The 25,790-nt window shown below is 72.5% G+C and carries 25 protein-coding genes; 20 read left to right on the plus strand and 5 right to left on the minus strand.

The genetic code is table 11. The annotated features are described in order from the left end of the window. Nucleotide 1: 1 nt before the first annotated feature. Entirely contained in the window at nt 2–628 is a 627-nt protein-coding gene (locus tag AMK31_RS15245; RefSeq protein WP_073941056.1) for a TetR family transcriptional regulator, read from the minus strand. 111 nt (nt 629–739) lie between these two features. On the opposite strand from AMK31_RS15245, the gene AMK31_RS39825 reads away from it, so the two are divergent. The 3 genes from AMK31_RS39825 (at nt 740) to AMK31_RS15255 (ending at nt 2,451) form a co-directional block, all read left to right on the plus strand. Then, complete coding sequence (locus AMK31_RS39825) at nt 740–907, plus strand: hypothetical protein (protein WP_107468613.1); 168 nt, start codon at nt 740–742, stop codon at nt 905–907. A gap of 28 nt (nt 908–935) precedes the next feature. Beyond that, the gene (locus AMK31_RS15250; protein ID WP_073941057.1) at nt 936–1,202 is read left to right on the plus strand and encodes a DUF4190 domain-containing protein; all 267 of its coding nucleotides are present in this window, start codon (nt 936–938) and stop codon (nt 1,200–1,202) included. Nucleotides 1,203–1,287: 85 nt separating this feature from the next. Next, nucleotides 1,288–2,451, plus strand: coding sequence for a cysteine desulfurase family protein (locus tag AMK31_RS15255; RefSeq protein WP_073941058.1), 1,164 nt, complete (start codon nt 1,288–1,290; stop codon nt 2,449–2,451). Nucleotides 2,452–2,914: 463 nt separating this feature from the next. Here AMK31_RS15255 and AMK31_RS15260 read toward each other — a convergent pair whose 3' ends face one another. Beyond that, complete coding sequence (locus AMK31_RS15260; RefSeq protein WP_073941059.1) at nt 2,915–3,580, minus strand: N-acetylmuramoyl-L-alanine amidase; 666 nt, start codon at nt 3,578–3,580, stop codon at nt 2,915–2,917. Between the two features lie 60 nt (nt 3,581–3,640). On the opposite strand from AMK31_RS15260, the gene mnmA reads away from it, so the two are divergent. After that, nucleotides 3,641–4,771: a tRNA 2-thiouridine(34) synthase MnmA gene (gene mnmA / locus AMK31_RS15265; protein ID WP_073941060.1), complete on the plus strand. Its 1,131-nt coding sequence runs from the start codon at nt 3,641–3,643 to the stop codon at nt 4,769–4,771. 27 nt (nt 4,772–4,798) lie between these two features. Here mnmA and AMK31_RS15270 read toward each other — a convergent pair whose 3' ends face one another. Together AMK31_RS15270 and AMK31_RS15275 are read right to left on the minus strand one after the other, a co-directional pair. Beyond that, the gene (locus AMK31_RS15270; RefSeq protein WP_073941061.1) at nt 4,799–5,581 is read right to left on the minus strand and encodes an alpha/beta fold hydrolase; all 783 of its coding nucleotides are present in this window, start codon (nt 5,579–5,581) and stop codon (nt 4,799–4,801) included. Nucleotides 5,582–5,619: 38 nt separating this feature from the next. Next, nucleotides 5,620–5,943, minus strand: coding sequence for a DUF427 domain-containing protein (locus AMK31_RS15275; protein ID WP_073941062.1), 324 nt, complete (start codon nt 5,941–5,943; stop codon nt 5,620–5,622). A 51-nt stretch (nt 5,944–5,994) separates the two neighbouring features. Here AMK31_RS15275 and AMK31_RS15280 point away from each other — a divergent pair, with 51 nt between their 5' ends. From AMK31_RS15280 to gatB, 10 genes are all read left to right on the plus strand, one after another. After that, nucleotides 5,995–6,534: a TIGR00730 family Rossman fold protein gene (locus AMK31_RS15280; RefSeq protein ID WP_073941063.1), complete on the plus strand. Its 540-nt coding sequence runs from the start codon at nt 5,995–5,997 to the stop codon at nt 6,532–6,534. An 18-nt stretch (nt 6,535–6,552) separates the two neighbouring features. After that, entirely contained in the window at nt 6,553–7,251 is a 699-nt protein-coding gene (locus tag AMK31_RS15285) for an SDR family oxidoreductase (protein WP_073941064.1), read from the plus strand. Between the two features lie 56 nt (nt 7,252–7,307). Continuing rightward, on the plus strand, nt 7,308–8,315 hold the full coding sequence (locus AMK31_RS15290; protein WP_073941065.1) for a methionine synthase: 1,008 nt from the start codon (nt 7,308–7,310) through the stop codon (nt 8,313–8,315). A 15-nt stretch (nt 8,316–8,330) separates the two neighbouring features. Continuing rightward, the gene (gene ligA / locus AMK31_RS15295) at nt 8,331–10,523 is read left to right on the plus strand and encodes an NAD-dependent DNA ligase LigA (protein ID WP_073941066.1); all 2,193 of its coding nucleotides are present in this window, start codon (nt 8,331–8,333) and stop codon (nt 10,521–10,523) included. A 259-nt stretch (nt 10,524–10,782) separates the two neighbouring features. Further along, nucleotides 10,783–13,008: a putative bifunctional diguanylate cyclase/phosphodiesterase gene (locus AMK31_RS15300; RefSeq protein WP_073941067.1), complete on the plus strand. Its 2,226-nt coding sequence runs from the start codon at nt 10,783–10,785 to the stop codon at nt 13,006–13,008. An 8-nt stretch (nt 13,009–13,016) separates the two neighbouring features. After that, nucleotides 13,017–13,511, plus strand: a complete 495-nt coding sequence (locus tag AMK31_RS15305; protein WP_073941068.1) for a cupin domain-containing protein — start codon at nt 13,017–13,019, stop codon at nt 13,509–13,511. Nucleotides 13,512–13,619: 108 nt separating this feature from the next. Then, nucleotides 13,620–13,916, plus strand: coding sequence for an Asp-tRNA(Asn)/Glu-tRNA(Gln) amidotransferase subunit GatC (gatC, locus tag AMK31_RS15310; protein ID WP_004925108.1), 297 nt, complete (start codon nt 13,620–13,622; stop codon nt 13,914–13,916). Between the two features lie 6 nt (nt 13,917–13,922). Further along, nucleotides 13,923–15,416: an Asp-tRNA(Asn)/Glu-tRNA(Gln) amidotransferase subunit GatA gene (gene gatA, locus AMK31_RS15315; protein WP_073941069.1), complete on the plus strand. Its 1,494-nt coding sequence runs from the start codon at nt 13,923–13,925 to the stop codon at nt 15,414–15,416. Further along, entirely contained in the window at nt 15,413–15,652 is a 240-nt protein-coding gene (locus AMK31_RS15320) for a hypothetical protein (RefSeq protein ID WP_073941070.1), read from the plus strand. Before gatA ends, AMK31_RS15320 begins: the two co-directional genes overlap by 4 nt. A gap of 15 nt (nt 15,653–15,667) precedes the next feature. Continuing rightward, nucleotides 15,668–17,182, plus strand: coding sequence for an Asp-tRNA(Asn)/Glu-tRNA(Gln) amidotransferase subunit GatB (gatB, locus tag AMK31_RS15325; RefSeq protein WP_073941071.1), 1,515 nt, complete (start codon nt 15,668–15,670; stop codon nt 17,180–17,182). A 70-nt stretch (nt 17,183–17,252) separates the two neighbouring features. Here gatB and AMK31_RS15330 read toward each other — a convergent pair whose 3' ends face one another. Continuing rightward, nucleotides 17,253–18,077: an SAM-dependent methyltransferase gene (locus tag AMK31_RS15330; protein WP_073941072.1), complete on the minus strand. Its 825-nt coding sequence runs from the start codon at nt 18,075–18,077 to the stop codon at nt 17,253–17,255. 190 nt (nt 18,078–18,267) lie between these two features. Here AMK31_RS15330 and AMK31_RS15335 point away from each other — a divergent pair, with 190 nt between their 5' ends. The 6 genes from AMK31_RS15335 (at nt 18,268) to AMK31_RS15360 (ending at nt 25,763) form a co-directional block, all read left to right on the plus strand. Then, nucleotides 18,268–18,540, plus strand: a complete 273-nt coding sequence (locus AMK31_RS15335) for a hypothetical protein (protein ID WP_073941073.1) — start codon at nt 18,268–18,270, stop codon at nt 18,538–18,540. Nucleotides 18,541–18,743: 203 nt separating this feature from the next. After that, nucleotides 18,744–21,002 carry an MMPL family transporter gene (locus AMK31_RS15340; RefSeq protein WP_073941074.1) on the plus strand — a complete coding sequence of 753 codons (2,259 nt, stop codon included), beginning with the start codon at nt 18,744–18,746 and terminating at the stop codon, nt 21,000–21,002. Further along, nucleotides 20,980–21,555 carry a GNAT family N-acetyltransferase gene (locus AMK31_RS15345; RefSeq protein ID WP_073941075.1) on the plus strand — a complete coding sequence of 192 codons (576 nt, stop codon included), beginning with the start codon at nt 20,980–20,982 and terminating at the stop codon, nt 21,553–21,555. The genes AMK31_RS15340 and AMK31_RS15345 overlap by 23 nt, the downstream gene beginning before the upstream one ends. 35 nt (nt 21,556–21,590) lie before the next feature. After that, nucleotides 21,591–22,139: a hypothetical protein gene (locus AMK31_RS15350; RefSeq protein WP_073941076.1), complete on the plus strand. Its 549-nt coding sequence runs from the start codon at nt 21,591–21,593 to the stop codon at nt 22,137–22,139. Nucleotides 22,140–22,323: 184 nt separating this feature from the next. Next, entirely contained in the window at nt 22,324–22,509 is a 186-nt protein-coding gene (locus tag AMK31_RS15355) for a hypothetical protein (protein ID WP_073941077.1), read from the plus strand. A gap of 176 nt (nt 22,510–22,685) precedes the next feature. Continuing rightward, the gene (locus AMK31_RS15360; protein ID WP_107468627.1) at nt 22,686–25,763 is read left to right on the plus strand and encodes a helix-turn-helix transcriptional regulator; all 3,078 of its coding nucleotides are present in this window, start codon (nt 22,686–22,688) and stop codon (nt 25,761–25,763) included. Nucleotides 25,764–25,790: the final 27 nt, after the last annotated feature.

Genomic DNA, 25,790 nt, shown 5'->3' on the forward strand with positions numbered 1-25,790 from the left:
TTCAGTCCCGCCAGTGCGCGCGGCCGACGCTGATCAGCCGGAGCTGGCGGGTGGCGGTCCGGGAGACACGCAGGCGCTCCTCCTCGGGGGCGTCCAGGGTCTCCAGGAAGAGCGAGGCGGTGATCAGCATCTGGTCGACGTAGAGACCGGCGAGCATCAGCAGGTCGTCGTCGCTCCAGCCCTCGGAGACCCGGTCCTTGGCCAGCTCGGCCTTCACCTCCTCGGTGAACCGGGCGAGTTGCTCCCGGATGGCCTCGCGCACCGGCTGGACTCCGCCATGTCGTTCCCGGGCGATGAAACGGACGTGTGCGGGGTACGCGTCCACATGACGGGCGATCAGCTCGACGGCGCGCGTGATGCGTTCCTCGTGGTCGTCCACCGCGGACACCGTCGTCCGGATCATCGGGTGCAGGCTGCCCAGCGCCTCCTCGACCAGGGCCACGCCGAGATCCGCCGTGGAGCGGAAGTGCCGGTAGAAGGCGGTCGGGGCGACACCGACGGCGCGGGTGACCTCACGCAGGCCCAGGCTGCTCAGGCTCTGCTCCTCCAGCAGACGCAACGCCGCGTCCAGGAGCGCCTGCCGGGTCTTCTGCTTCTGGGCCTGCCGGATACCGAGGGTGTGACTCATGCCATGTAGTTAACAACTGTTCTCCGGAATTGGAAAGGTGTGAGGGGCGTTAGACTGGCAAGTCAGTGAACAAGTGTTACCGCAATCGTTCACGGAGGGGGATTCCGTCCCATGCTCTTCCTAGTCGCAGCCCTGCTCCTGCTGGGCATGGTGCTGGGCACCGTCGCCCACGCGCCGCTCGGCTTCTCCGTCGTGGCGGGCGCGGTGATCGCCGCCTGGCTCGCCGTCTTCGCCGCGCGCGAGCGGCACGCCCGCCGTCGCCACACGTCCACTCACTGACACCACCGACCGCAGGAAGCCGACCGACATGCATCTCACCGCACCGGCCACGCGCCGCACCGGCATCCGCGACACCGACGGCATGGCCGTCGCGTCCTTCGTCCTCGGCCTGCTCGGCCTGCTCGTGCTCAACGTCTTCCTCGGGCCGATCGCCATCACCCTGGCGGCCGTCGCCCTCTGGCGCGGCACCCGCCGCCGCGGGCGCGCCTACCTCGGCCTCGGCCTGGGCGTCGCCGACCTCGTCGTGCTGGCCGCGTTCATGCAGGCGGACAACACCATCTCCTGGAGCCTCTGAGCCGGCCCGCACCCGGCGCCGGGCGTCCGGGGCGGCCGGGCGTCCGGAGTTCCTCGGGGGAGTGCGCCGTAGAATCGGCGTCACCATGGCATACCTCGACCACGCCGCGACCACCCCCATGCTCCCGGAGGCGGCAGAGGCACTGACCGCCCACCTCGGGATCACGGGCAACGCCTCCTCCCTGCACGCGTCCGGCCGGCAGGCCCGTCGCACGGTCGAGGAAGCCCGGGAGACCCTGGCCGAAGCCCTGGGCGCCCGCCCCAGCGAGGTGGTCTTCACCTCCGGCGGCACCGAGGCCGACAACCTCGCCGTCAAGGGCCTGTTCTGGGCCCGGCGCGCCGCCGACCCCGCCCGTACCCGCGTCCTGGCCAGCCCCGTCGAACACCACGCGGTCCTCGACGCGGTCCACTGGCTCGGCGAACAGGAGGGCGCCACCGTCGAGTACCTGCCGGTCGACGCCCACGGCCGCGTCCACCCGGACGCGCTGCGCGAGGCGATCGCCCGCGACCCCGACGACGTCGCCCTCGCCACCGTCATGTGGGCCAACAACGAGATCGGCACCGTCATGCCGGTCCGTGAACTCGCCGACACCGCAGCCGAGTTCGGCGTCCCTCTGCACGCCGACGCGGTCCAGGCGGTCGGTCAGCTCCCGGTCGACTTCGCCGCCTCCGGCCTCGCCGCGATGACCGTCTCCGGCCACAAGATCGGCGGCCCGTACGGCATCGGCGCGCTGCTCCTCGGCCGTGAGTACGCCCCCGTCCCCGTGCTGCACGGCGGCGGCCAGGAACGCCACGTCCGCTCCGGCACCCTCGACGTGCCCGCGATCGCCTCCTTCGCGGTCGCCGGGCGGCACGCCGCCGAGCACCGCGAGCGCTTCGCCCGCGAGATCGGCGCTCTGCGCGACGACCTGGTCACGGCGGTCCGTACGGCCGTCCCGGACGCGATCCTCGGCGGCGACCCCGTCGACCGGCTCCCGGCCAACGCCCACTTCACGTTCCCCGGCTGCGAGGGCGACTCCCTGCTGCTGCTCCTGGACGCCCAGGGCATCGAGTGCTCCACCGGTTCCGCGTGCACCGCGGGCGTGGCCCAGCCCAGCCATGTCCTGCTGGCCACCGGCACCGACCCCGACCTGGCCCGCGGCACCCTGCGCTTCTCCCTCGGCCACACCTCCACCGCGGCCGACGTGGAGGCGGTCGCCAAGGCGATCGGCCCGGCGGTGGAGCGGGCGCGGGCGGCGGGGCTGACGTAGGGCCGCCCGGGCGCACGCAAACGACCTATGAAACGGGTTCCCTTCGCCGGTATGACCCGGATCAGGTGGTTAGGGGTCGTCATCCAGTCCTGTGTAAGCGACTTTCTGGCCTCTCAGCGCGACCGTCGACGTCGGCACCGGCGGAAGCCTCAGCTTCTCGCCAAAGTCGGCTACTCCGGTCGAGCTCCCTCACTCGTCTCATAGGCCTATAAACAGGATAGGACGGTCGCAGAGAAATGGAAGTGGGTAATTCGCACTTTTTTCGCTGATCGGGCTTCTGGGCAGGTCCGGGCGGCGGGGTCTAGGGGGTGTCTTGCCGATCATGCCGGATCAGGGAGCGGTGTCTGGTGCCGTGCATCGCAAGGCGGAGGAGGGAGTCGATGCGGAGCATCGGCGAGTGACGACAACGCGGCGAGGCGCGGTGCCAGGCGCCGCGAGCCCGGCATGATCGGCGAGACACCCCCTAGGTCGCCGATGCCGTGCGCGCCTGCCGAACCAGCCGTATGTACCGGTCCCAGTCCCAGTGCGGCCCCGGATCGGTGTGGTCGGTGCCCGGCACCTCCACATGCCCGATGATGTGCTCGCGGTCGACCGGGATGCCGTACCGCCGGCAGATCCCCGCCGTCAGACGGGCCGACGCGGTGTACATGGCGTCCGTGAAGTCCTGCGGGCGGTCGACGAAACCCGCGTGCTCGATGCCGACGCTGCGCTCGTTGTAGTCCCGGTTGCCCGCGTGGTACGCCACGTCCAGCTCGCGGATCATCTGGGCGACCCGGCCGTCCTGCCCGACGATGTAGTGCGACGCCGCGCCGTGCTCCGGGTCCTGGAAGACCTTCACCGCGCTGTCGAAGCTGCCCTGGGTGACATGGACGATCACCATGTCTATCTCGTAGTCGTCCGGCCGGTCCGCCCAGCGGAAGTTGGCCGAGGAGGCCTCCACCCAGCGCGCGCCCCGGTAGTCGACCGCGCCCTTCACCCGGGGCTTCTCCACCCCGGGCACCTGCCACCACAGCCGCGACAGCTCGTCGCGCGCCAGCACGGCGCCCGTGCCGACCACGGCCGCCGCACCGCCGATGATCAGCGAACGCCGCCCGATCCGCCGGCGCGAGCCGTCCTTCGTCTCTCCCATGTGACCGAGAACGGATACTCGCGGGCTCCGGTTCCCGCGCCCCCGTACCCTGGAGGGGTTATGACTGACACCCCGCAGCGCTCCCGCCCGCTCCGCGTCCTCGCCGCCATGTCCGGCGGTGTCGACTCCGCCGTCGCCGCCGCCCGCGCGGCCGAGGCAGGCCACGACGTGACCGGCGTCCACCTCGCGCTCTCCGCGAACCCGCAGTCCTTCCGTACGGGCGCGCGGGGCTGTTGCACCATCGAGGACTCCCGGGACGCCCGCCGCGCGGCGGACGTCATCGGCATCCCCTTCTACGTCTGGGACCTCGCCGACCGCTTCCGTGAGGACGTCGTCGAGGACTTCGTCGCCGAGTACGAGGCGGGCCGCACCCCCAACCCGTGCCTGCGCTGCAACGAGAAGATCAAGTTCGCCGCGCTGCTCGACAAGGCGCTCGCCCTCGGCTTCGACGCCGTGTGCACCGGCCACTACGCCAAGGTGATCGTCCGCGAGGACGGCTCCCGCGAACTGCACCGCGCCTCCGACATGGCCAAGGACCAGTCGTACGTGCTCGGCGTCCTGGACGACAAGCAGCTCGCGCACGCGATGTTCCCGCTCGGCGACACCGTCACCACCAAGGACGAGATCCGCGCGGAGGCCGAGCGGCGCGGCCTCGCCGTCGCCAAGAAGCCCGACTCGCACGACATCTGCTTCATCGCCGACGGCGACACCCAGGGCTTCCTGGCGAGCAGGCTCGGCAAGGCCGAGGGCGACATCGTCGACGAGACCGGCAACAAGCTGGGCACCCACGAGGGCGCCTACGGCTTCACCATCGGCCAGCGCAAGGGCCTGCGCATCGGCACCCCGGCCCCCGACGGAAAGCCGCGCTACGTCCTCGACATCTCGCCGGTGAACAACACCGTCACCGTGGGCCCGGCGGAGGCCCTGGACGTCTCCGCGCTCACCGCGATCAAGCCCCGCTGGTGCGGCACGGCCCCCGCCGGCCCCGGCACCTACACCGCCCAGCTGCGCGCCCACGGCGGCGAGACCGAGGTCACCGCCGAGGTCGTCGACGGCGAGCTGCGCGTGGACTTCTCCGAGCCGGTCCGCGGCGTCGCCCCCGGCCAGGCGATCGTGCTGTACGACGGCACCCGCGTGGTGGGCTCGGCGACCATCGCGTCGACGGTGCGGGCGACGGCCGGGGTGGCCTGAACCCGAGGAAGGGCGCCCGAGGCCCGGTCAGCCCGTGAGGAACTCCGCGAGCACCGGGCCCAGCACCTGGGGCTCGACCATGTGGTTCTGGTCCTCCAAGGCCCGGTAGGTGCCCTGGGGCACCGCCTCCGCGACGGCCCGTGCCGCCTCGCGCAGCCAGGCGGGGCTCATCGCGCCCGCCAGGGCCAGCACGGGCACGGTGACCTCGCGCAGGCGCTCGCGCGGCACCAGCCCGTCGCCCATCACGGCGTCGTCGTAGGCGAGGCTCGGCGCGATCGCCTCCATGTCCGCCCACATGGGGGACTGCCGCGCGCCCGCGATCATCTCCGGGGCCAGCCCGGTGAGCCGCAGGAACAGCTCCACGGCGTCCCCGCGCCGCCCCTCGGCGAGCGCCCACGCCAGGTTCTGCGTGTAGGCGGCGCGTTCCTCCGCGCCGCCCGCCGAGAAGTCGGCGAACGGCGGCTCGTAGACCGCGACCCGGCGCACCGGCAGTCCGCTCGCCGCCGCCTCCAGGGCCAGCGCGCCGCCCGACGACATGCCGTAGAGCGCCGCCTCGCCGCCCACCGCCTCGATCAGCGCCGCCAGGTCCTCGACCTCGCGGGCCACCGCGTACGGCGGTGTGTCACCGCTCGCGCCGCGCCCCCGGCGGTCGTACACCACGACCTCGAAGCGGTCCCTCAGGGTGGCGGCCAGCGGCGTCGTCGTGGCGCCCGTCGACATGGCCCCGCTGATCAGGACGATCGCGGGGCCCCGGCCGGTGCGCTGGTACGCGATGGGTGTGCCGTCGCGCGAGATGGTCTCGTTGTCCATGCCCCCGCAGACTGCCACGGGACACGGAACTCATCGGGTCACAACACTTCGACGTCGTAGAAACAGAGGTGATCCTTGATCGCCGCGACGTCCGGTTTCGGGTCCGGGTACGCCCAGACGAGGTCGGCGGCGCCCGGCAGCGACCAGTAGGACGCCGTCCCCTTGAAGGGGCAGTCGGTGTGGGTCTCGGACGGGGTCAGGAGGTCGAGCCGTACGTCCTCGGCGGGGATGTAGTACCGCACGGGACAGCCGGTCTCCTTCAGCACCAGGGGCCGGTCGCTCTCGGCCAGCACCTGTCCGTCGTGGACGACCCGCACGCGCCGGGTGCCCTGCTCGATGGTGATCGTGTGTCCATGGGCCATACCAGGACAGCGTGCGCGGGGCGGTGGTTGTTCCCGCGTACGGTGGAAGCCATGAACATCTGCGTCTTCCTCTCCGCCGCCGACCTCGACGACCGCTACACCCGGCCCGCGCGGGAGTTCGCGAAGCTCCTGGGCAAGGGCGGGCACACGCTCGTCTGGGGCGGCTCCGACGTCGGCCTGATGAAGGTCGTCGCGGACGGAGTGCAGGAGGCGGGCGGCCGGCTCGTGGGGGTCTCCGTGGACTTCCTCGCCGCGAAGGCGCGCCCCGGCGCCGACGAGATGGTCGTCGCGCGGGACCTCGCCGAGCGCAAGCGGCTGCTGCTGGAGAAGTCCGACGCCGTGGTGATCATGGTCGGCGGCACCGGGACGCTCGACGAGGCCACCGAGATCCTGGAGCTGAAGAAGCACGGCAAGACGGAGAAGCCGGTGGTGCTGCTGAACACCGAGGGCTTCTACGACGGCCTCAAGGAGCAGTTCCGGCGCATGGAGGACGAGGGCTTCCTGCCCCGCCCCCTGACCGACCTGGTGTTCTTCGCCGAGGAGCCGGTGGGCGCGCTGGCCTACCTGGAGGAGAGCCAGGGCGTGGTCTGACCGCGCGGTGATGCGAGCATGGCGGGCATGGCTACACATGTGATCACCGGAGCGGGCTCCGGCATCGGCGCGGCCGTCGCCCGCCGCCTCCACGCGCGCGGGGACGAGCTCTTCCTGCACGCGCGCGACGCGGGCCGCGCGAAGGAACTGGCGGCCGAGTTCCCCGGCGCGAGGACCCTGGTCGGGGACCTGTCCGATCCCGACAAGCTGAGCTGGGCCTTCTCCCACCAGACGCTCCCGGACCGGGTGGACTCGCTGCTGCACATCGCCGGCGTGGTGGAGCTGGGCCCGGTCGGCGACCTGACGCCCAAGACCTGGCGCCACCAGCTCAACGTGAACCTGATCGCGCCCGCCGAGCTGACCCGGCACTTCCTGCCCCAACTGCGCGCCGCCCGCGGCCACGTGGTCTTCGTGAACTCCGGCGCCGGCCTCAACGCCCACGCCGACTGGTCCGCGTACGCCGCCTCCAAGCACGGTCTGAAGGCCCTCGCCGACTCCCTGCGCCACGAGGAGCACGCCAACGGGGTCCGGGTCACCTCCGTCTACCCGGGCCGCACGGCCAGCCCCATGCAGGCCAAGGTCCACCAGCAGGAGGGCAAGGAGTACGACCCCGCGCGGTGGATCGACCCCGAGTCGGTCGCCACGACCGTCCTGATGGCGCTGGACCTGCCCAGGGACGCGGAGGTCAACGATCTGACGGTGCGGCCGGGGCGCTGAGCCGGCCGGGCACGGGGGCGGGATCCGCGCCGCCGCCGGAGGCATAGGCTTCCCGCGTGAGTGAAAACAGCCTGTTCACCCTCGCCCCCGCCACCGGCGTCGGGTCGCTGCCCGGCGGCGACGCCCGGGAGGCCGCCAAGACCGTCACCGGGTCCTTCGAGGACTTCCCCTTCCTGGCCGAGCTGCCCGCTCGCGGGCCCGGCGCGGACATGATCGGGCGTACCGCCGGGATGCTCGTCGAGCTGTACGCGCGCGTGGAGCCCAGCGGCTGGCGGATCGGCGACCGGCCGGGGCGCGACACCAAGCGGGCGCGGTCGTGGCTCGGGGAGGACCTGGACGCACTGGAGGAGTTCACCCAGGACTACGAGGGCCCGCTGAAGGTGCAGGCCGTCGGCCCGTGGACGCTGGCCGCCGCGCTGGAGCTGAGGAACGGCGAGGCCGCCCTCTCCGACCCCGGCGCCTGCCGCGACCTCGCCGCCTCCCTCGCCGAGGGCCTGCGCCTGCACCTCGACGAGGTGCGCCGCCGCGTCCCCGGCGCCCGGCTCGTGCTCCAGCTCGACGAGCCGTCCCTCACCGCCGTACTGCGCGGCCAGGTGAAGACCGCCAGCGGCTACCGCACCCACCGCGCCGTCGACCGGCAGCTCGTCGAGGCGACCCTGCGCGACGTGATCGGCGTGCACGACGGCGGCCCGGTCGTCGTCCACTCCTGCGCCCCGGACGTCCCGTTCGCCCTGCTGCGCCGGGCCGGCGCGGCGGCGCTCTCCTTCGACTTCACACTGCTCACCGAACGTGACGACGACGCGATCGGGGAAGCCGTGGAGAGCGGTACCCGGCTGTTCGCCGGTGTCGTCCCGAGCACCGACGGCCGATTGTCAGACCCTGCCGGTAGCGTCATGGGTGTCAGGACGCTGTGGCGCAGGCTGGGGCTGTCACCGGCGCTTCTCGCGGAGGCGGTCACGGTCACGCCGACGTGCGGACTCGCGGGCGCTTCCCCCGAGTACGCGCGCAAGGCCCTCGCCCACTGCGTCCGGGCGGCGAGATCCCTCGCGGACAACCCTGAGTAACGGGAGGACAACACGGTGGCCGGCGACAGGCAAGCGGAGAGCACGGTGCCCACCGAGGCACGGGAGAAGCACGCGCAGCTCGCTGAGCAGATCGAGGAGCACCGCTTCCGGTACTACGTGAAGGACGCCCCCGTCATCAGCGACGCGGAGTTCGACAAGCTGCTGCGCTCGCTGGAGGCACTGGAGGAGGAGCACCCGGAGCTGCGCACCCCGGACTCCCCGACCCAGAAGGTCGCGGGTGCCTACGAGACGGAGTTCACCTCCGTCGAGCACCGCCGGCGCATGCTGTCGCTGGACAACGCCTTCGACGACCTGGAGCTGGCCGCCTGGGCCGAGCGCGTCCACAAGGACGTCGGCAGCTCCCCGCACCACTTCCTGTGCGAGCTGAAGGTCGACGGCCTGGCCGTCAACCTCACCTATGAGCGCGGCCGCCTCACCCGCGCGGCGACCCGCGGCGACGGCCGCACCGGCGAGGACATCACGCCGAACGTGCGGACGATCGCGGAGATCCCGGACCGCCTCACCGGAGACCGCGTCCCCGACCTCGTGGAGATCCGCGGCGAGGTCTACTTCCCGATGGAGAAGTTCGAGGAGCTGAACGCCCGGCTGGTGAAGGCCGGCGACAAGCCCTTCGCCAACCCGCGCAACGCCGCCGCCGGTTCGCTGCGCCAGAAGGACCCCCGCGTCACCGCCACCCGCCCGCTGCACATGGTGGTGCACGGCATCGGCGCGCTGGAGGGCTTCACCGGCCTGACCCGCCTGTCCGAGGCCTACGACCTGCTGCGCACCTGGGGCCTGCCCACCTCCCGGCACAACAAGGTGGTCGACGACCTCGACGGCGTACGGGAGTTCATCGCGTACTACGGCGAGAACCGCCACTCCGTGGAGCACGAGATCGACGGCGTCGTCGTCAAGCTCGACGAGATCCCGCTCCAAGGGCGGCTCGGCTCCACCTCCCGGGCGCCCCGCTGGGCGATCGCGTACAAGTACGCGCCGGAGGAGGTCAACACCAAGCTGGTCAACATCCGCGTCGGCGTGGGCCGCACCGGCCGCGTCACGCCGTACGCGCAGGTCGAGCCGGTCACGGTCGCGGGCTCCGAGGTCGAGTTCGCCACCCTGCACAACCAGGACGTGGTCAAGGCCAAGGGCGTCCTCATCGGGGACACGGTGGTGCTGCGCAAGGCCGGTGACGTCATCCCGGAGATCCTGGGACCGGTCGTCGACCTGCGCGACGGCAGCGAGCGCGAGTTCGTGATGCCGGCCGAGTGCCCCGAGTGCGGCACGCCGCTCAGGCCGATGAAGGAGGGCGACGTCGACCTGCGCTGCCCGAACTCCCGTACCTGCCCCGCACAGTTGCGTGAGCGTCTGTTCTACCTGGCCGGGCGCAAGGCGCTGGACATCGAGCACTTCGGCTATGTCGCCGCGGCGGCCCTCACCAAGCCGCTGGAGCCCGCGGAGCCGCCGCTGAAGGACGAGGGCGACCTGTTCGACCTCACCGTCGAGCAGCTGCTGCCCATCAAGGCGTACGTCCTCGACCAGGACAGCGGCCTGCCCAAGCGCGACCCGAAGACGGGCGAGGAGAAGATCGCCACGGTCTTCGCCAACCAGCAGGGCGAGCCGAAGAAGAACGCGCTGGCGATGCTGGAGAACATCGCGGCCGCCAAGCAGCGCCCGCTCGCCCGGATCCTCACCGGCCTGTCGATCCGCCATGTCGGCCCGGTCGCCGCCGAGGCGCTGGCCCGCGAGTTCGGCTCCATCGAGCGCATCGAGCAGGCGACCGAGGCGGAGCTGGCGGGCACCGAGGGGGTCGGGCCGATCATCGCCGCCTCCCTCAAGGAGTGGTTCGCCGAGGAGTGGCACCAGGAGATCATCCGCAAGTGGCGGGCGGCCGGCGTCCGCATGGAGGACGAGCGCTCCGGCGAGGACCAGGGCCCGCGTCCGCTGGAAGGCCTTACCGTCGTCGTCACGGGCACGCTGGAGGACTTCACGCGCGACGGGGCCAAGGACGCGCTGCAGAGCCAGGGCGCCAAGGTGACCGGTTCGGTTTCGAAGAAGACGTCGTTCGTCATTGTGGGTGACAACCCGGGATCGAAATACGACAAGGCGATGCAGCTGAAGGTGCCGGTTCTGAACGAGGACGGCCTCAAGGTCCTGCTGGACCAAGGGCCTGAGGCGGCGTCGGAGGCCGCGCTTCCGGCCGAGGGGTAGCGGTTGAAGACCACCCGATCGGCGCATATCAGATGGATACGGGCGGGCAGGGCGCATTCGGGCAACCGTCGACGACCGCTGCCCGTGGAAGCCTTCTGCGGCCTACTGTTGAGATGTGCGCCTGCCGTGCCCAGCTGCGGTCGGGGCATCCCCTGGTCTCGACGGGCACGGGGAAGGGTTTTCCAACGCGGCCGCCGCTGAGGGTTGTCGGCCATCGGGCCGCGTGGCGTGGGCACCGCCGGCTGTGAGAGGGACGGGAATGGAACCGACCGAGAGCGCCGCCCCGGATTCACGGCTGCGCCGGTTGGCCGGCGTCTGGCGAGGGAGCCGCCGGCCGGCTCGGGGCGCGGGCACGCAGGAGCGCGCCCCGGGAACCTCCGCCGCGGCGGACGGCCCCGACACCGCCTCCCTGGCCGCCGGACGCGGCACCGGACTGCCGGACACCGACACCGAGCGCCACCTGTCCTGGCCCGCGCTGCCCGCGGGCATCGTCGCGGCCGCCGGGTTCGCGCTCGGCGCCGGCTTCCTGCGGGCCTTCACCGGCCACCACGCGCTCTTCCCGGCGGGCACGGCCGGCTGGTCGCTGGCCGTGCTGACCGGGATCATCGTCGGCCATCTGGTCCTGCTCGGCCGGGCCCGCTGGTGGGGCGGCACCGGCTCCGGCGCCGCCCTCACCCTCGCCGTGCTGCTGCTGTACGGCTGGGTGCCGGCCGGCATGGTCAGCCTCACCGTCGTCGTGCTGGTCGGCATAGCCCGCCGCCACCGCTGGCGGCAGGGCGTCCTCCAGGGCGCGGTGGACATCCTCGGCATCGGCGCCGGCGCCCTGGTCCTCGCCGCCTTCGGCCGGGTGCCGTCCGTCGAGCACCCCTGGGACCCCGACTCCTGGACGCTCACCACAGCCCCCCAGGTGGTGCTCGCCGCGGCCGGCTACCTGCTGGTGACCCGCATCCTGCTGTGGTACCTGCACGCGCCCCGCTCCGGCGGCCTGCCCACCGTCGCCCGCACCGCCCTGGTCAGACAGGGCCTGGTCGCGGTCGCGCTGCTCGGCATCGCCCCGCTGGTCTGCGTCGTCGCCGCCGCCAAGCCGATCCTGCTGCCGCTGTTCTCCATCCCGCTCATCGCCCTCGACTCCACGCTGTGGATAGCCCGGGCCCGGGCGGAGGAGCAGCTGCGCGACCCGCTGACCGGGCTGCCCAACCGCCAGTGGCTGCTGGAACGCATCTGGACCGCCCTCGACGAGGCCGAACGCCTCGGTGCCCGGGCCGCCCTGATGCTGATCGACCTCGACCGCTTCCGATCGGTCAACGACACCCTGGGGCATCTCGCCGGTGACCGGCTGCTGCTGCAGACCGCCGACCGGCTGCGGCTGGCCCTGCCGCGCGGCGCGGAGGTCGCCCGGCTCGGCGGTGACGAGTTCGCCGTCTTACTCCCGGTGGCCGACTCCACCACCTCCGCCACCCGGATCGCCCGCGGCCTGGTGGCCGCGCTGAGCTCCCCGCTCGACCTCGACGGGCTCACCCTCGTCCTGGAGGCCAGCGCCGGAGTCGCCGTCTTCCCCGACCACGCCCTCGACGCGGAGGGCATGCTGCGCCGCGCGGACGTGGCGATGTACCAGGCGAAGCGGGACCGCACCGGTGTCGAGGTCTACGAGTCCAAGCGCGACTCGAACACCCCCGACCGCCTCGGCCTCCTCGCCGATCTGCGCCGGGCGCTCGACGCCCACGAGGTGCAGCTGCACTACCAGCCGAAGGTCCGCTTCGACGGCCAGGTGGCCGGCCTGGAGGCACTGGTCCGCTGGGTGCACCCGGAGCGCGGCAAGGTCCCGCCGGACGAGTTCATAGCGATCGCCGAGTCCTCCGGGCTGATGCCCGTCCTCACCGAGTACGTGCTGGAGACGGCGCTCGGCCAGGTCGCCCGGTGGCGCTCCCAGGGCCTCTACGTCCCGGTCGCCGTCAACGTCTCCCCGCGCGACGTCCACACCCCCGGCTTCGCCGGCTCCGTCGCCGCCCGCCTCGCCCGGCACGGCGTCCCGGCGGGCGCCCTCCAGCTCGAGATCACCGAACACGTCCTGCTGGAGGACCCGCAGCGCGCCGCCGACACCCTCGCCGGCCTCACCGGCCACGGCGTGAAGATGTCCCTGGACGACTTCGGCACGGGCTACTCCTCCCTCGTCCATCTGCGCCGGCTCCCGGTGAGCGAGCTGAAGATCGACCGCTCCTTCGTCGCCCGCCTCGCCGTCGACACGGAGGACGCCGAGATCGTCCGCTGCACGGTCGACCTGGCCCACTCCCTGGGCCTGCTGGTGGTCGCCGAGGGCGTCGAGGACGACGAGACCTGGGAGCGCCTGCGCGACCTGGGCTGCGACGCCGTACAGGGCTGGCTGGTGGCCGCGGCGATGCCGCCCGAGGAGACCACGGCCTGGCTCCGCGCCCGCGGCTCCCGCGGCTGGCAGCGCCCGAAGGCGGCGCTTCCGGCGGCCGAGTGAGGTGGGGAATGTCGCTCTTCGTGCCCGATTTCGATGAGCCGGTGATCGTCCGGGACGCCGACGCCGAGACGCTCGGCGGTGCCCCGGTCGCCGTGCGGCTGCTGGCCGACAGCAGCGCCTCGGGCGGGGCGCTGTCCACGGTGCGGGTCACGCTGACCGACGGCGCCGACGGGGCCCGCCCGCATCTGCACAAGGGCTCGGCGGAGATGTTCTTCCTGCTCGACGGCGAGGCCAGGCTGCTGGCCGGCGACGACGTGGTCACCGCCGGGCGCGGCGACCTGGTGATCGTCCCGCCGGGCATGCCCCACGCCTTCGCCGCCGCGCCCGGCACCGACGCCGACCTGCTGATCGTCATCACACCGGGCGTCGAACGCTTCGAGTACTTCCGCCACCTCCAGCGCGTCCGCCTCGGCGAGGCCACCCCGGAGAGCCTCCTCCAGGTGCAGGAGCTGTACGACAACCACTTCCTGCACAGCGAGGCCTGGGAGGCGCGCCGAAGGTGATGTGGCGGGCCCCGCGGGAAACCGTTTCACGGGCATGGCTTCCCGCCCCATAGGATTAGGACCTGTCCTAGGCCCAAACCACCCACACTCACCCCAGAGGATCGCTGCATGCCTGGCATCACGCGCGAGGAGGTCGCCCACCTCGCCCGGCTGGCGCGTCTGGAGCTGAAGCCCGAAGAGCTCGACCACTTCGCGGGACAGCTGGACGACATCATCGGCGCGGTCGCCCGCGTCAGCGAGGTCGCCGACCAAGACGTACCGCCGACCTCGCACCCGCTCCCGCTGACGAACGTCATGCGTCCGGACGAGGTCCGCCCGTCGCTCACCCCCGAGCAGGCGCTCTCCGGCGCCCCGGCCCAGGAGCAGCAGCGTTTCAAGGTGCCGCAGATCCTGGGGGAGGAGTAATCCGCCATGACGGACATCATCAAGCTGACCGCGGCCGAGATCGCCGCGAAGATCGCTTCCGGCGAGCTGACCGCCGTCGAGGTCACCGAGGCGCACCTGGCCCGGATCGAGGCCGTCGACGAGAAGGTGCACGCCTTCCTGCACATCGACCGTGAGGGCGCCCTCGCCCAGGCCCGCGCCGTGGACGAGAAGCGCGAGCGCGGCGAGAAGCTGGGCCCGCTGGCCGGCGTGCCGCTGGCGCTGAAGGACATCTTCACCACCGAGGGCGTGCCCACGACCGTCGGTTCGAAGATCCTCGAGGGCTGGATCCCGCCGTACGACGCGACCCTCACCAAGAAGCTGAAGGCCGCCGACGTCGTCATCCTCGGCAAGACCAACATGGACGAGTTCGCCATGGGGTCCTCCACCGAGAACAGCGCCTACGGCCCGACCGGCAACCCGTGGGACCTCACCCGCATCCCGGGCGGCTCCGGCGGCGGCTCCTCCGCCGCGCTCGCCTCCTTCCAGGCGCCGCTCGCCATCGGCACCGACACCGGCGGCTCCATCCGCCAGCCGGCCGCCGTCACCGGCACGGTCGGCGTGAAGCCGACGTACGGCGCCGTGTCCCGCTACGGCATGGTGGCGTTCTCCTCCTCCCTCGACCAGGGCGGCCCCTGCGCCCGTACGGTCCTGGACGCGGCGCTGCTGCACGAGGTGATCGCCGGTCACGACCCGCTCGACTCCACCTCCATCGACGCCCCGGTCCCGCCGGTCGTCGAGGCCGCCCGCAACGGCAGCGTCGAGGGCATGCGCGTCGGCGTCGTCAAGCAGTTCCGCGGCGAGGGCTACCAGGCCGGCGTCATCCAGCGCTTCGACGAGTCCGTCGAGCTGCTGAAGGAGCTGGGCGCCGAGATCGTCGAGCTGGACTGCCCGTCCTTCGACCTCGCCCTGTCGGCGTACTACCTGATCGCCCCGTCGGAGTGCTCCTCCAACCTCGCCCGCTTCGACGGCCTGCGCTACGGCCTGCGGATCGGCGACGACGGCTCCCACTCGGCCGAGGAGGTCACCTCCCTCACCCGTGCGGCCGGCTTCGGCGCCGAGGTCAAGCGCCGCATCATGCTCGGCACGTACGCCCTCAGCTCCGGCTACTACGACGCGTACTACGGCAGCGCCCAGAAGGTCCGCACCCTCATCACGCGCGACTTCGAGAAGGCGTTCGAGCAGGTCGACGTGATCGTCTCCCCGACGACCCCGACCACCGCCTTCCCGATCGGCGAGCGCGCCGACGACCCGATGGCGATGTACCTCGCGGACCTGTGCACCATCCCGACCAACCTGGCGGGCAACGCGGCCATGTCGCTGCCCTGCGGTCTCGCCCCGGAGGACAACCTCCCGGTGGGCCTGCAGATCATCGCCCCGGCCCTGAAGGACGACCGGCTCTACAAGGTGGGTGCGGCCGTCGAGGCCGCCTACGTGGAAAAGTGGGGCCACCCGCTCCTCGAGGAGGCTCCGTCGCTGTGAGTGCACTGTCCAAGGCCAAGGGCTTCAAGAAGTCCCGTTCCGGTCTGTACATCTCGATGGCCACGTCGGCGTTCGGCGCCGTCGGGGTCTACAAGCAGATCAAGAAGGCCCGTGGCGAGAACGACACGCTGCGGCTGCTCGACGCCGTGGTGACCGGCGCCGCGGTCGTCACCAACCTCGCCATTCTCTACCGCGAGCTGAAGCGGCTGGGCGACGACGACGTCCTGCTGGGCTGAGAGGGAAGTTTCACCGTGACCACCACGACCGACCTGGTGTCGTACGAGGACGCGCTGGCGTCGTACGACCCCGTCATGGGCCTCGAGGTCCATGTCGAACTCGGCACCAAGACCAAGATGTTCTGCGGTTGCTCGACCGCGCTCGGTCAGGACGCCAACACCCAGACCTGCCCGGTCTGCCTCGGCCTGCCCGGCGCGCTCCCGGTCGTCAACGCGACCGGCGTCGAGTCCGCCATCAAGATCGGTCTCGCGCTGAACTGCGAGATCGCCGAGTGGTGCCGCTTCGCCCGGAAGAACTACTTCTATCCGGACATGCCGAAGAACTTCCAGACCTCCCAGTACGACGAGCCGATCGCCTTCAACGGCTACCTCGACGTGCAGCTGGAGGACGGCGAGACCTTCCGCGTGGAGATCGAGCGCGCCCACATGGAGGAGGACACCGGCAAGTCGACCCACGTCGGCGGCGCCACCGGCCGTATCCACGGCGCGTCCCACTCCCTGCTCGACTACAACCGCGCGGGCATCCCGCTCATCGAGATCGTCACCAAGCCGATCGTCGGTGCCGGGGAGCGCGCTCCCGAGGTCGCCCGCGCGTACGTGCGTGAGCTGCGCGAGGTCATCCGCGCGCTCGGCGTCTCCGAGGCCCGTATGGAGATGGGCCAGATGCGCTGCGACGTGAACCTGTCGCTGATGCCGAAGGGCGCCGAGAAGTTCGGCACCCGGTCGGAGACGAAGAACGTGAACTCGCTGCGGTCCGTGGAGCGCGCGGCCCGCTTCGAGATCCAGCGCCACGCGGCCGTGCTGTCCTCGGGCGGCACGATCATCCAGGAGACCCGCCACTTCCACGAGGACACCGGGTCGACGACCTCGGGCCGCGTGAAGGAGGAGGCCGAGGACTACCGGTACTTCCCGGAGCCCGACCTGGTGCCGGTCGCCCCGTCGCGCGAGTGGGTCGAGGAGATCCGCGCCGGTCTGCCCGAGCTGCCGCTGGTCCGCCGCAACCGGCTCCGCGAGGAGTGGGGGATCTCCGGCACCGACATGCAGGCGATCCTCAACGCCGGTGCCCTGGAGCCGATCGTCGCCACGATCGACGCCGGCGCCGACGCCGCGGCCGCCCGCAAGTGGTGGATGGGTGAACTGGCCCGCAGCGCCAACGAGTCCGGCAAGGCGCTGGACGAGCTGGCCATCACGCCGGAGCAGGTCGCGCGGGTCACCGAGCTGGTGACCAAGGGCGACCTGAACGACAAGCTGGCCCGTCAGGTCATCGAGGGCGTCCTCGCGGGCGAGGGCACCCCGGACGAGGTCGTCGAGAAGCGCGGTCTGAAGGTCGTCTCCGACGAGGGCGCGCTCACCGCCGCCGTCGACGAGGCGATCGCCGGCAACCCGGGCGTCGCCGACAAGATCCGCGGCGGCAAGGTGGCCGCGGCCGGCGCCCTGGTCGGCGCGGTCATGAAGGCCACCCGCGGCCAGGCGGACGCGGCGCGCGTCAAGGAGCTGATCCTGGAGAAGCTGGGCGTCAGCGAGGGCTGAGTCACCGAGCCCGTTCTCACGGCCCCAGGGGGGATGCATCGGTTGCGATGCATCCCCCCTGGGTGTGTCATCAGCCGTGTTCCGGCAGGCGGCGGCCCACCACGCGCGCGAAGCCCAGCGCCCGGCCCCGGTCCACGCGCAGCATCTCGGCGCACCGGCCGGCCATCCGCACATGCCACTCGTCACGGCTCTCGTCGGCGACCACCTCGCACCACAGCAGCCACTCGCGCCAGCCGTCGGTCAGCCAGTCGGCCGTCTCCACCGCCACCGCCCCGCTGCGGGTCCAGTGGCGGCGCCACCAGGCGGGGGAGTGGAAGCACCAGAAGTCCGGCTCCCACCACGGCGTGAGGTGCCCGGGCGGCTGGACGCCCTCCGGCTCCTCCCGCAGCGACGGTACGACGACCCCGATCCGCCCGCCCGGCTTCAGCAGCCGGGTCAGCGACGGCAGGTACAGGTCGTCGGTGCCGAAGTACTGGTACGCGTCCACGGAGACGATCGCGTCGAAGCTCCCGTCGCCGAACGGCAGGTCGTGCGCCTCGGCGTGCACCGGGAGCACCAGGTCGGCGACGCCCGCCTCGGCGATCCGCGCGGCGTTGTCCTCCGGCCTGATCCACAGGTCGGCGGCGGTGACCTGGACGCCGTACTCCTTGGCGAGGAACACGGACGTCATGGCGCGTCCGCAGCCGAGGTCGAGGACGCGGGCGCCGGGCGGCAGGGCGTCGAGGCCGAGGGCCGGGGCCAGCCACTCCAGCAGCCACAGCGCGTTCGGGCCCATCTGGTTCTCGACGGTCCAGCGGGCGTCGTAGCCGTTGCTGCGCGGGTACCGGGGGAGGGTGACCCGCTCAGTCAGCGGGGTGTTCGAGGTCTTCGAGGTCCTGGAAGCGGTGTCGGACATCGGTGAACGGGCTCCTTGAGTCCTGGAGAACGAACAGGATTGCGTCGAAGCTCGTCCGGACCATCAAACAATGCACCCACTTCGGCAGGGCGGCGCGCGGGCCGCGGTGTGCTGGACCGGCGGACGCTACCAGCCGGTGGACCGGCCCCGCACCCGGATTTCCCAGCCGTACGCGCTACGCTGCCGCGGCATGAGTGGACGCGCTGATTCCGAGATGACCGAGGCGCGGCGGGCCCGCTGGACCGCCGCCGGAACCGGAGCGGTGCTGACGCTCGCCGGGCTCGCCGCGTCCGGACTGCGCCTCGCCGACGCCGCCCCGGCGCTCGTCCCGGCCGCCTACGCCCTCGGCGCCGCCGTGTGCGCCGTCGGGGCCGTACTGGGGTCCAGGGGCCGCACCCGGCGGGCCCTGTGGCTGCTCATAGCCGGGGTGATGGTGATGGCGTTGGGCGACCAGTTCGACTGAGCTTTCAGGTCCGGACGCCGGGCCCGAGGCCCCGTGTCAGGTCCCCGTAAAGACGTGTGAACAAGCGCACGAAACGGCCAAACGATCACCTCTGCCTGCAAGAGTGGCCTCGCAGTTGCTCATATGTTCTTTGCGGGCCTTCAGTACACGCACGACTGTTCCCGGCCAAAGATCCACATGTCACCACTTCCGGGAGCACGTTCGTGGCAGCCCTCGCACGCTGGTGTGTCCGGCACCGTCTGATCGCTGTTCTGCTGTGGCTCCTCGCCCTGGGCGGGGTGGGCGCGGGCGCGCTCGTCGCCGGTACCGCGTACTCCAACGACTACCGGGTGCCCGGCACCGAGTCGGAGCGGGCCGCGGAGCTGCTGAAGGACGGCTTCCCCGCGCTCGGCGGGGACAGCGACACGGTCGTCTGGCACACCGGCGGGGGCAGTGTCCGCGCCGCCGACGTCGAACAGACCATGACCCGGACGCTCGACAGGATCGGCGACCTGCCCGGCGTCGCCTCCGTGACCGGCCCGTACGACGGCCAGGGCGCCGGCCAGATCAGCGAGGACGGCCGTACCGCCTACGCCACGGTCACCTTCGACGACCAGGCCGACGACATCGGCACCGCCGAGGCACAGGCCGTCGTCGACACCGCGAAGGCGGCCGAGGGCGACGGGCTCCAGGTCGAGCTGGGCGGCGGCGCGGTCGCGCTCACCGAGTCCTCCGGCGGGCACCTCGCCGAGGTGGTCGGCGTGGTCGTCGCCGCCGTCGTGCTGTTCCTCGCCTTCGGCTCGCTCGCCGCCTCCCTGCTGCCCATCGCCACCGCGCTGGTGAGCGTCGGCACCGCGTACGCCGGGATCGTGCTGCTCGGCCACCTCATGACGGTCGCCGACTTCGCGCCCATGCTCGGCATGCTGATCGGCCTCGGCGTCGGCATCGACTACGCGCTGTTCATCGTCACCCGGCACCGGCGCGGGCTGAAACGCGGGCTCGGCGTCACCGAGGCGGTCACCGCCGCCGTCGCGACCACCGGACGCGCCGTCGTGTTCGCCGGCGCCACCGTGTGCATCGCCCTGCTGGGCATGCTGATCCTGCGGCTCGGCTTCCTCGACGGCGTCGCCATCGCCGCCTCGCTGACCGTCGTCCTCACCGTCGCGGCCTCCGTGACCCTGCTGCCCGCCCTGCTCTCCCTCATCGGCATGCGGGCCCTCAGCCGCCGCGAACGCCGCCGGCTCGCCGAGCACGGGCCCGAACCGGAGCTGCCCACCGGGTTCGCCGCCCGCTGGTCCGCGTTCGTCGAACGGCACCCCAGGAAGCTCGGCGCGCTCGCCCTCGCCGCGATGACCCTGCTCGCCCTGCCCACCCTCTCCCTCCACCTGGGCACCTCCGACCAGGGCAACGGCCCGAGCACCGCCACCACGCGGCAGGCCTACGACCTCCTCGCCGACGGCTTCGGGCCCGGCGTGAACGGCCCCCTCACCCTCGTCACCGAGGTGCGCGGCGCCGAGGACCGGCTCGCCCTGGACAACCTCGACGGCACCCTGCGCGGCACCGAGGGCGTCGCCTTCGCGACCCCCGTGACGTTCGACGCGGGCGGCGACACCGCGTACCTCACCGTCGTACCGGAGACCGCCCCGCAGTCCCGGGAGACCAGCGACCTCGTGGACCGGCTGCGCACCGAGGTGCTGCCCCGCGCGGAGGCCGGCACCTCGCTCGACCTGCACGTCGGCGGCGTCACCGCCGGCTACGACGACTTCGCGGACGTCATCGTCGGCAAGCTGCCGCTGTTCGTCGGCGTCGTCATCGGACTGGGCTGTGTGCTGCTCCTGCTCGCGTTCCGGTCCATAGGCATCCCGGTGAAGGCCGCCGCGATGAACGTCGCCGCCGTCGCGGGCGCGTTCGGCGTGGTCGTCGCCGTCTTCCAGTGGGGCTGGGGCAGCGAACCGCTCGGCCTCGGCCGCGCGGGCCCCATCGAGCCCTTCCTGCCCGTGATCATGGTGTCGGTGCTCTTCGGCCTCTCCATGGACTACCAGGTCTTCCTGGTCAGCCGGATGTACGAGGAGTGGCTGGAGACCGGCGACAACCGGCGGGCCGTGCGGGTCGGCCTCGCCGAGACCAGCCGGGTGATCAACTCGGCCGCGGTGATCATGATCTCGGTGTTCCTCGCCTTCGTGCTCAGCGGCGACCGGGTGATCGCGATGTTCGGCATCGCGCTCGCCGCCGCCGTCGCCCTGGACGCCTTCGTGCTCCGCACGCTCCTGGTGCCCGCGCTGATGCATCTGCTCGGCGGCGCCAACTGGTGGCTGCCGCGTTGGCTCGACCGGCGCCTGCCGCGCATCAGCATCGAACCGCCCGAGCACCGGAGTGCGCCGGAAAACCTCGCGGAGGCCGACGCCGGACGTGAAAGGCTCACGGACGTCGTTGACGTACTGCACAAGGAGCGGCAACCCGATGTACGCGATATCCCTGGGTGACGACGGCGCCGAACTGCGCCCCCTGGAGCCCTGGCACGCCGAGGAGTTCCTGGCCCACCTGGACCGGGGCAGGGAGTTCATCAACCAGTACGTGCCGTTCGGGGAGAACGCCACCGACGTGGCCGGCGCGCGGCAACTGCTCCAGCGGTACGCCGACGGGCGCGCCGCCGACAACCGCTCCCTGCACGGCATCTGGCTGAACGGCAAGCTCGTCGGCGGGGTGCTGTTCCTGAACTTCGACGCCGCGCAGGGCAACTGCGAGGTCGGCTGCTGGCTGGAACCCGACGGCAGCGGGCGGGGTCTGGTCACCCGCGCGATGCGGGTGCTGATCGACTGGGCCGTCGGGGAACGCGGCATCCACCGCGTGGAGTGGCACGCCGCCGCGGGCAACGGGCCGAGCCTCGCCGTCGCCCGCCGGCTGGGGATGACCCGGGACGGCGTACACCGCGAGAGCTACCCCCACCACGGCGTACGGCACGACATCGAGGTGTGGTCGGTGCTCGCCCCCGAGTGGCGCGCGGCACGCGCGGATGCCGGTCACAAGGATCGTTAAGGAACCTCTCAGACTCCGTCCGTACGGTGCGGGGCATGGGTACGAAGACTGTGGACGAGGCCGGGACGACGACCGCCGACGAGACGGCGACCGCGGAGGTCGAGGGGACGGAAGCCGAGGAAGCGGAGGCCGGAGCAGCCGTCGAGGAGGAGACCGGACACGAGGCGGAGGCGGCGCCCGGGACGGCCGGGCCCTCCGGGGTCGGGCAGGGCGCCGCCGCCGTCGTCTCCGCCGCCCTCGGTGTCGTCTCGCTGACCGGCAGCTGGATCGGCACGGTGGCCTCCGCGCGGCAGTCGCTGATCGGCCAGCTGGAGGCCTCGACGTCCTCCAGCGTCGCCTCCATGGTCGAGGCGGGCTACGGCGACGCCTGGCAGGCCAACGCGCTGTGGTCCGGGATCTTCGCACTGACCGCGCTGATCGTCGGCGTCGTGGTCCTCGCCCGGCCCGCGTTCGGCGCGCCCGGCGCGCCGCAGGCCCCCTGGATCAAGTCGGTCTCCTGGGCGGGCATCGCGCTCGGCGCCATCGGCCTGCTGCTGGCCGTCCTCAAGTACACCGGCGTCCTGCTCGGCCTGCCGACGGCTTAGCCGCCCACGAGGGGCCTAAGGACCCGCCCGGTAGGGGGTCTTAGGCCCCTCAGGCCTGTCTAAGGCACCACCCCGCCCCCCAAGATGCGGAACTCTCCCGATGTGGCGGACCCCCTGGGAGACGAAAGTAGAGGCATCGCGGCAAGCGATACCGAAACCGCCGTCGGACCAGGAGAGAACCACCATGAACACCTACGAGCTCCAGCAGCTGCGCACCGCCGAGCTGATCCGCCAGGCCGAGCAGGCCCGACTGGTCCGCGATGTCACCCGCGGCAACCGCGCCGCCCGCCGGCAAGCGGAGCAGCGCACCACCGAGGCCGAGTCCCATAGCCGTCGCCCCCGCCGGCACCGCTTCCTGCGGACCGCGTGAACACGCCGGCCGGGGGAGCGGCCCGACGAGAGCCGGCGGCCTTCGCCGCCGGCCGCGACACCGGCACATCCGACCGGCCCGGCGCCCTGCCGACAGGCGCCGGGCCGGTCGCGTCGTACGCCCTCCCGTCCTCTGCTCTCCGCAAAACCGGTGCCGCGCTGTCGGACCCCCGTGCGATGCTCTGGCCCGTGCAGACCAAGTCCGTCAGTCCCGTGTTCGTCGGCCGCACCGCGGAGTTGGCCACCCTGACCGGCGCACTCGCCCGGGCCGCCGGTGGGGGTACCGCCCAGGCGTTGAGCACTGGGGGAGAGCCGCAGGCGCTGCTGCTGGGCGGCGAGGCCGGGGTCGGCAAGACCCGCCTCGTCGAGGAGTTCGCGGCCGTCGCCGACCGGGAGGGCGCCGTCGTCGCCCTGGGCGGCTGTGTCGAGATCGGCGCCGACGGGCTGCCCTTCGCCCCGTTCTCCACCGCGCTGCGTACCCTGCGCCGCGAACTGCCGGACGCCCTCGCCGCCGCGGCCGCCGGCCAGGAGGAGGAACTGGCCCGGCTGCTGCCCGAACTGGGCGAGTTCGGCGCCGGACGCCACGACGACGAGGAGGGCGTGGCCCGCCTCTTCGAACTCACCGCCCGCCTGCTGGAACGCGTCGCCGCCGACCGCACGGTCGTCCTCGCCCTGGAGGACCTGCACTGGGCCGACGCCTCCACCCGGCACCTCCTCTCCTACCTGCTGCGCACCCTGCGCACCGGCCGTCTCGTCGTCCTCGCCACCTACCGGTCCGACGACATCCACCGCCGCCACCCGATGCGCCCGCTGCTCGCCGAACTCGACCGGCTGCGCACCGTCCACCGCATCGAACTCGCCCGCTTCAGCCGCGAGGAGGTCGGCCGCCAGATCGCCGGCATCCTGGCCGCCGAACCCGACCCCGCCCAGGTCGACGACATCTTCGAACGCTCCGACGGCAACGCCTTCTTCGTCGAGGAACTGGCCGTGGCCGCCCACGACGGCTCCTGCGCCGGCCTCACCGACTCGCTGCGCGACCTCCTCCTCGTCCGGGTGGAGGCGCTGCCCGAGACCGCCCAGCGGGTCGCCCGGATCGTCGCCGAGGGCGGCTCCACCGTCGAGTACCCGCTGCTCGCCGCCGTCGCCGGACTCCCCGAGGACGACCTCATCGAGGCGCTGCGCGTCGCCGTCAACGCCCACCTGCTGCTCGCCACCCCCACCGGCGACGGCTACCGCTTCCGCCACTCCCTGGTCCGCGAGGCCGTCGGCGACGACCTGCTGCCCGGCGAACGCTTCCGCATCAACCGCCGCTACGCCGAGGCCCTGGAGGCCGACCCGGGCCTCGTCCCCGCCGACGAACGCGTCACCCGGCTGGCCAGCTACTGGTACCACGCCCACGATCCCGCCAAGGCCCTCCCGGCCGTCCTGGACGCCGCCGCCGTAGTCCGCCGCCGCCACGCCCACTCCGAACAACTCCGGCTGCTGGAACGCGCGATGGAACTCTGGGACGCCGCCCCCGAGGAGACCCGCGCCACCCTGCGCCCCGTCGACCACACCGAGGCCTACCCGCCGTGCGGCTGCGACCCGGCGACCGCCCCGCTGCGCTACCTCGACCTGATGGCCGAGGCCGCCGTCGCCGGCCGGCTCTGCGGGGAGCGGGAACGCGCCCTGAAGATCACCAAGCGGGCCCTGCGGCTGCTGGAGGAGGAACCCGACCCGCTGCGCGCCGCCTGGTTCTGGAACCAGCGCGCCCAGCTCGTGCAGAGCCAGGCCCGCGGCGACGGCTGGAAGGAACTGGCCACCGCCCAGGAACTGGTCCGCGGCCTGCCCCCGTCCCAGGTGCACGCCGATGTCCTGGTGGCCGTCGCCGGCTGGCTGATGCTGCGCGCCCCCGGCCCGGAGGCCTTCTCCGCGGCCGAACGGGCGGTGGAGTACGCCCGCATGGTCGGCGCCCGGGAGACCGAGATGAACGCCCGGCTCACCCTCGGCGGCCTCATGGTCGACGCCGGTGACACCGAGGCCGGGCTCGCGGTGATGTACGACGTCATGGACCGCACCCTCGCCGAGGGCGTGCCCCTCGTCGCGGGCCGTGCCTACATCAACCTCCCCTCGGAACTGGAGTCCGTGGGCCGCTCCCGGGAAGCCGTCCCCCTGCTGGAACAGGGCGTCGAGCACTGCCGGCGGTTCGGCCTGCTCAACACGGAGGCCTGGGTCTGGGCCAACCTCTCCGACTCGCTGTACTCCCTGGGCCGTTGGGACGAGGCCGCCGAGGCCGCGGAGAGCACCCGGCGGCGCGGCCAGAACGCCCGCCCCCAGGGACTCGGCACCATGTGCCTGGCCCGAGTCGCCCTCGGCAGAGGCGAAGTCGCCGAGACGGCCCGGCAACTGACCTCCGCCAAGGCCTACTTCGGCACCCACGACTCCATGCCCCAGCAGTCACTGCCCCTCCTCGCCATCAGCCTCGGGATCGCCGCGGCCGAGGGCCGCCTCCTCGACCTGCGCGCCGAACTCCGAGGCGCCCTGGACGCCGGTTTCCCGCCCGGCACCCACCGCTACGCCTGGCCCCTGCTCCTGGCGGGCGCCACCGCCGAGGCCGACCACCGCGACCTGCCCGCCGCGCGACCGGGCCGCGCCGAGGCGATCGACCGCCTGCGCGACTCCGCCAAGCGCCTCACCACCGACGCCCCCGTCTGGCTCGCCCACGAGCGGTGGGTGCGCGCCGAGCTGCGCCGCGCCGAGGGCGCCGCCGACGCGGACACCTGGTCCGACGTGGTCACCGCCTTCGAACAGCTGGAGCGCCCCTACGACCTGGCCCGCGTCCGCCACCGTCTGGCGGAGGCGCTGCTCGCGTCCGGCGGCGAGGACGAGCGGGAGCGGGCCGCCGAGCTGCTGCGCCTCGCCCACGCCGTCGCCGGCCACCTCGGCGCCCGCCCGCTCGCCGACGCCGTCACCTTGCTCGCCCAGCGGGCCCGCCTCTCCCTGACCCGCACCTCGCCGCACGCCCTCGCCCCCGCCGACCCGGCCGAGGCACTGGGCTTGACCAGCCGGGAGCGCGACGTGCTGCGCCTGGTCTCGGCCGGGCGCACCAACCGTCAGATAGCCGGGGAGCTGTTCATCTCGCCGAAGACGGCCAGCGTCCACGTGTCGAACATCCTGGCCAAGCTCGGGGTCTCCGGCCGGGGCGAGGCGGCGGCGGTCGCCCACCGGCTGGGCCTGTTCCCCCAGGAACCGCTCCCGGCCGGACCGAACGGGTGAGCCGTACGCTGGAGGGACGTCGGCCAA

Origin of the sequence: Streptomyces sp. TSRI0107 (genome assembly GCF_001905845.1) — a bacterium.
In the GTDB taxonomy this organism is placed as follows: Bacteria; Actinomycetota; Actinomycetes; order Streptomycetales; family Streptomycetaceae; genus Streptomyces.

What these genes read in the sequence shown, in the direction of transcription:
- AMK31_RS15245 (WP_073941056.1), bottom strand. Translation starts at nt 628, where the DNA reads ATGAGTCACACCCTCGGTATCCGGCAGGCCCAGAAGCAGAAGACCCGG.
- AMK31_RS39825 (WP_107468613.1), top strand. Translation starts at nt 740, where the DNA reads ATGCTCTTCCTAGTCGCAGCCCTGCTCCTGCTGGGCATGGTGCTGGGC.
- AMK31_RS15250 (WP_073941057.1), top strand. Translation starts at nt 936, where the DNA reads ATGCATCTCACCGCACCGGCCACGCGCCGCACCGGCATCCGCGACACC.
- AMK31_RS15255 (WP_073941058.1), top strand. Translation starts at nt 1,288, where the DNA reads ATGGCATACCTCGACCACGCCGCGACCACCCCCATGCTCCCGGAGGCG.
- AMK31_RS15260 (WP_073941059.1), bottom strand. Translation starts at nt 3,580, where the DNA reads ATGGGAGAGACGAAGGACGGCTCGCGCCGGCGGATCGGGCGGCGTTCG.
- mnmA (WP_073941060.1), top strand. Translation starts at nt 3,641, where the DNA reads ATGACTGACACCCCGCAGCGCTCCCGCCCGCTCCGCGTCCTCGCCGCC.
- AMK31_RS15270 (WP_073941061.1), bottom strand. Translation starts at nt 5,581, where the DNA reads ATGGACAACGAGACCATCTCGCGCGACGGCACACCCATCGCGTACCAG.
- AMK31_RS15275 (WP_073941062.1), bottom strand. Translation starts at nt 5,943, where the DNA reads ATGGCCCATGGACACACGATCACCATCGAGCAGGGCACCCGGCGCGTG.
- AMK31_RS15280 (WP_073941063.1), top strand. Translation starts at nt 5,995, where the DNA reads ATGAACATCTGCGTCTTCCTCTCCGCCGCCGACCTCGACGACCGCTAC.
- AMK31_RS15285 (WP_073941064.1), top strand. Translation starts at nt 6,553, where the DNA reads ATGGCGGGCATGGCTACACATGTGATCACCGGAGCGGGCTCCGGCATC.
- AMK31_RS15300 (WP_073941067.1), top strand. Translation starts at nt 10,783, where the DNA reads ATGGAACCGACCGAGAGCGCCGCCCCGGATTCACGGCTGCGCCGGTTG.
- AMK31_RS15305 (WP_073941068.1), top strand. Translation starts at nt 13,017, where the DNA reads ATGTCGCTCTTCGTGCCCGATTTCGATGAGCCGGTGATCGTCCGGGAC.
- gatC (WP_004925108.1), top strand. Translation starts at nt 13,620, where the DNA reads ATGCCTGGCATCACGCGCGAGGAGGTCGCCCACCTCGCCCGGCTGGCG.
- gatA (WP_073941069.1), top strand. Translation starts at nt 13,923, where the DNA reads ATGACGGACATCATCAAGCTGACCGCGGCCGAGATCGCCGCGAAGATC.
- AMK31_RS15330 (WP_073941072.1), bottom strand. Translation starts at nt 18,077, where the DNA reads ATGTCCGACACCGCTTCCAGGACCTCGAAGACCTCGAACACCCCGCTG.
- AMK31_RS15335 (WP_073941073.1), top strand. Translation starts at nt 18,268, where the DNA reads ATGAGTGGACGCGCTGATTCCGAGATGACCGAGGCGCGGCGGGCCCGC.
- AMK31_RS15345 (WP_073941075.1), top strand. Translation starts at nt 20,980, where the DNA reads ATGTACGCGATATCCCTGGGTGACGACGGCGCCGAACTGCGCCCCCTG.
- AMK31_RS15350 (WP_073941076.1), top strand. Translation starts at nt 21,591, where the DNA reads ATGGGTACGAAGACTGTGGACGAGGCCGGGACGACGACCGCCGACGAG.
- AMK31_RS15355 (WP_073941077.1), top strand. Translation starts at nt 22,324, where the DNA reads ATGAACACCTACGAGCTCCAGCAGCTGCGCACCGCCGAGCTGATCCGC.
- AMK31_RS15360 (WP_107468627.1), top strand. Translation starts at nt 22,686, where the DNA reads ATGCTCTGGCCCGTGCAGACCAAGTCCGTCAGTCCCGTGTTCGTCGGC.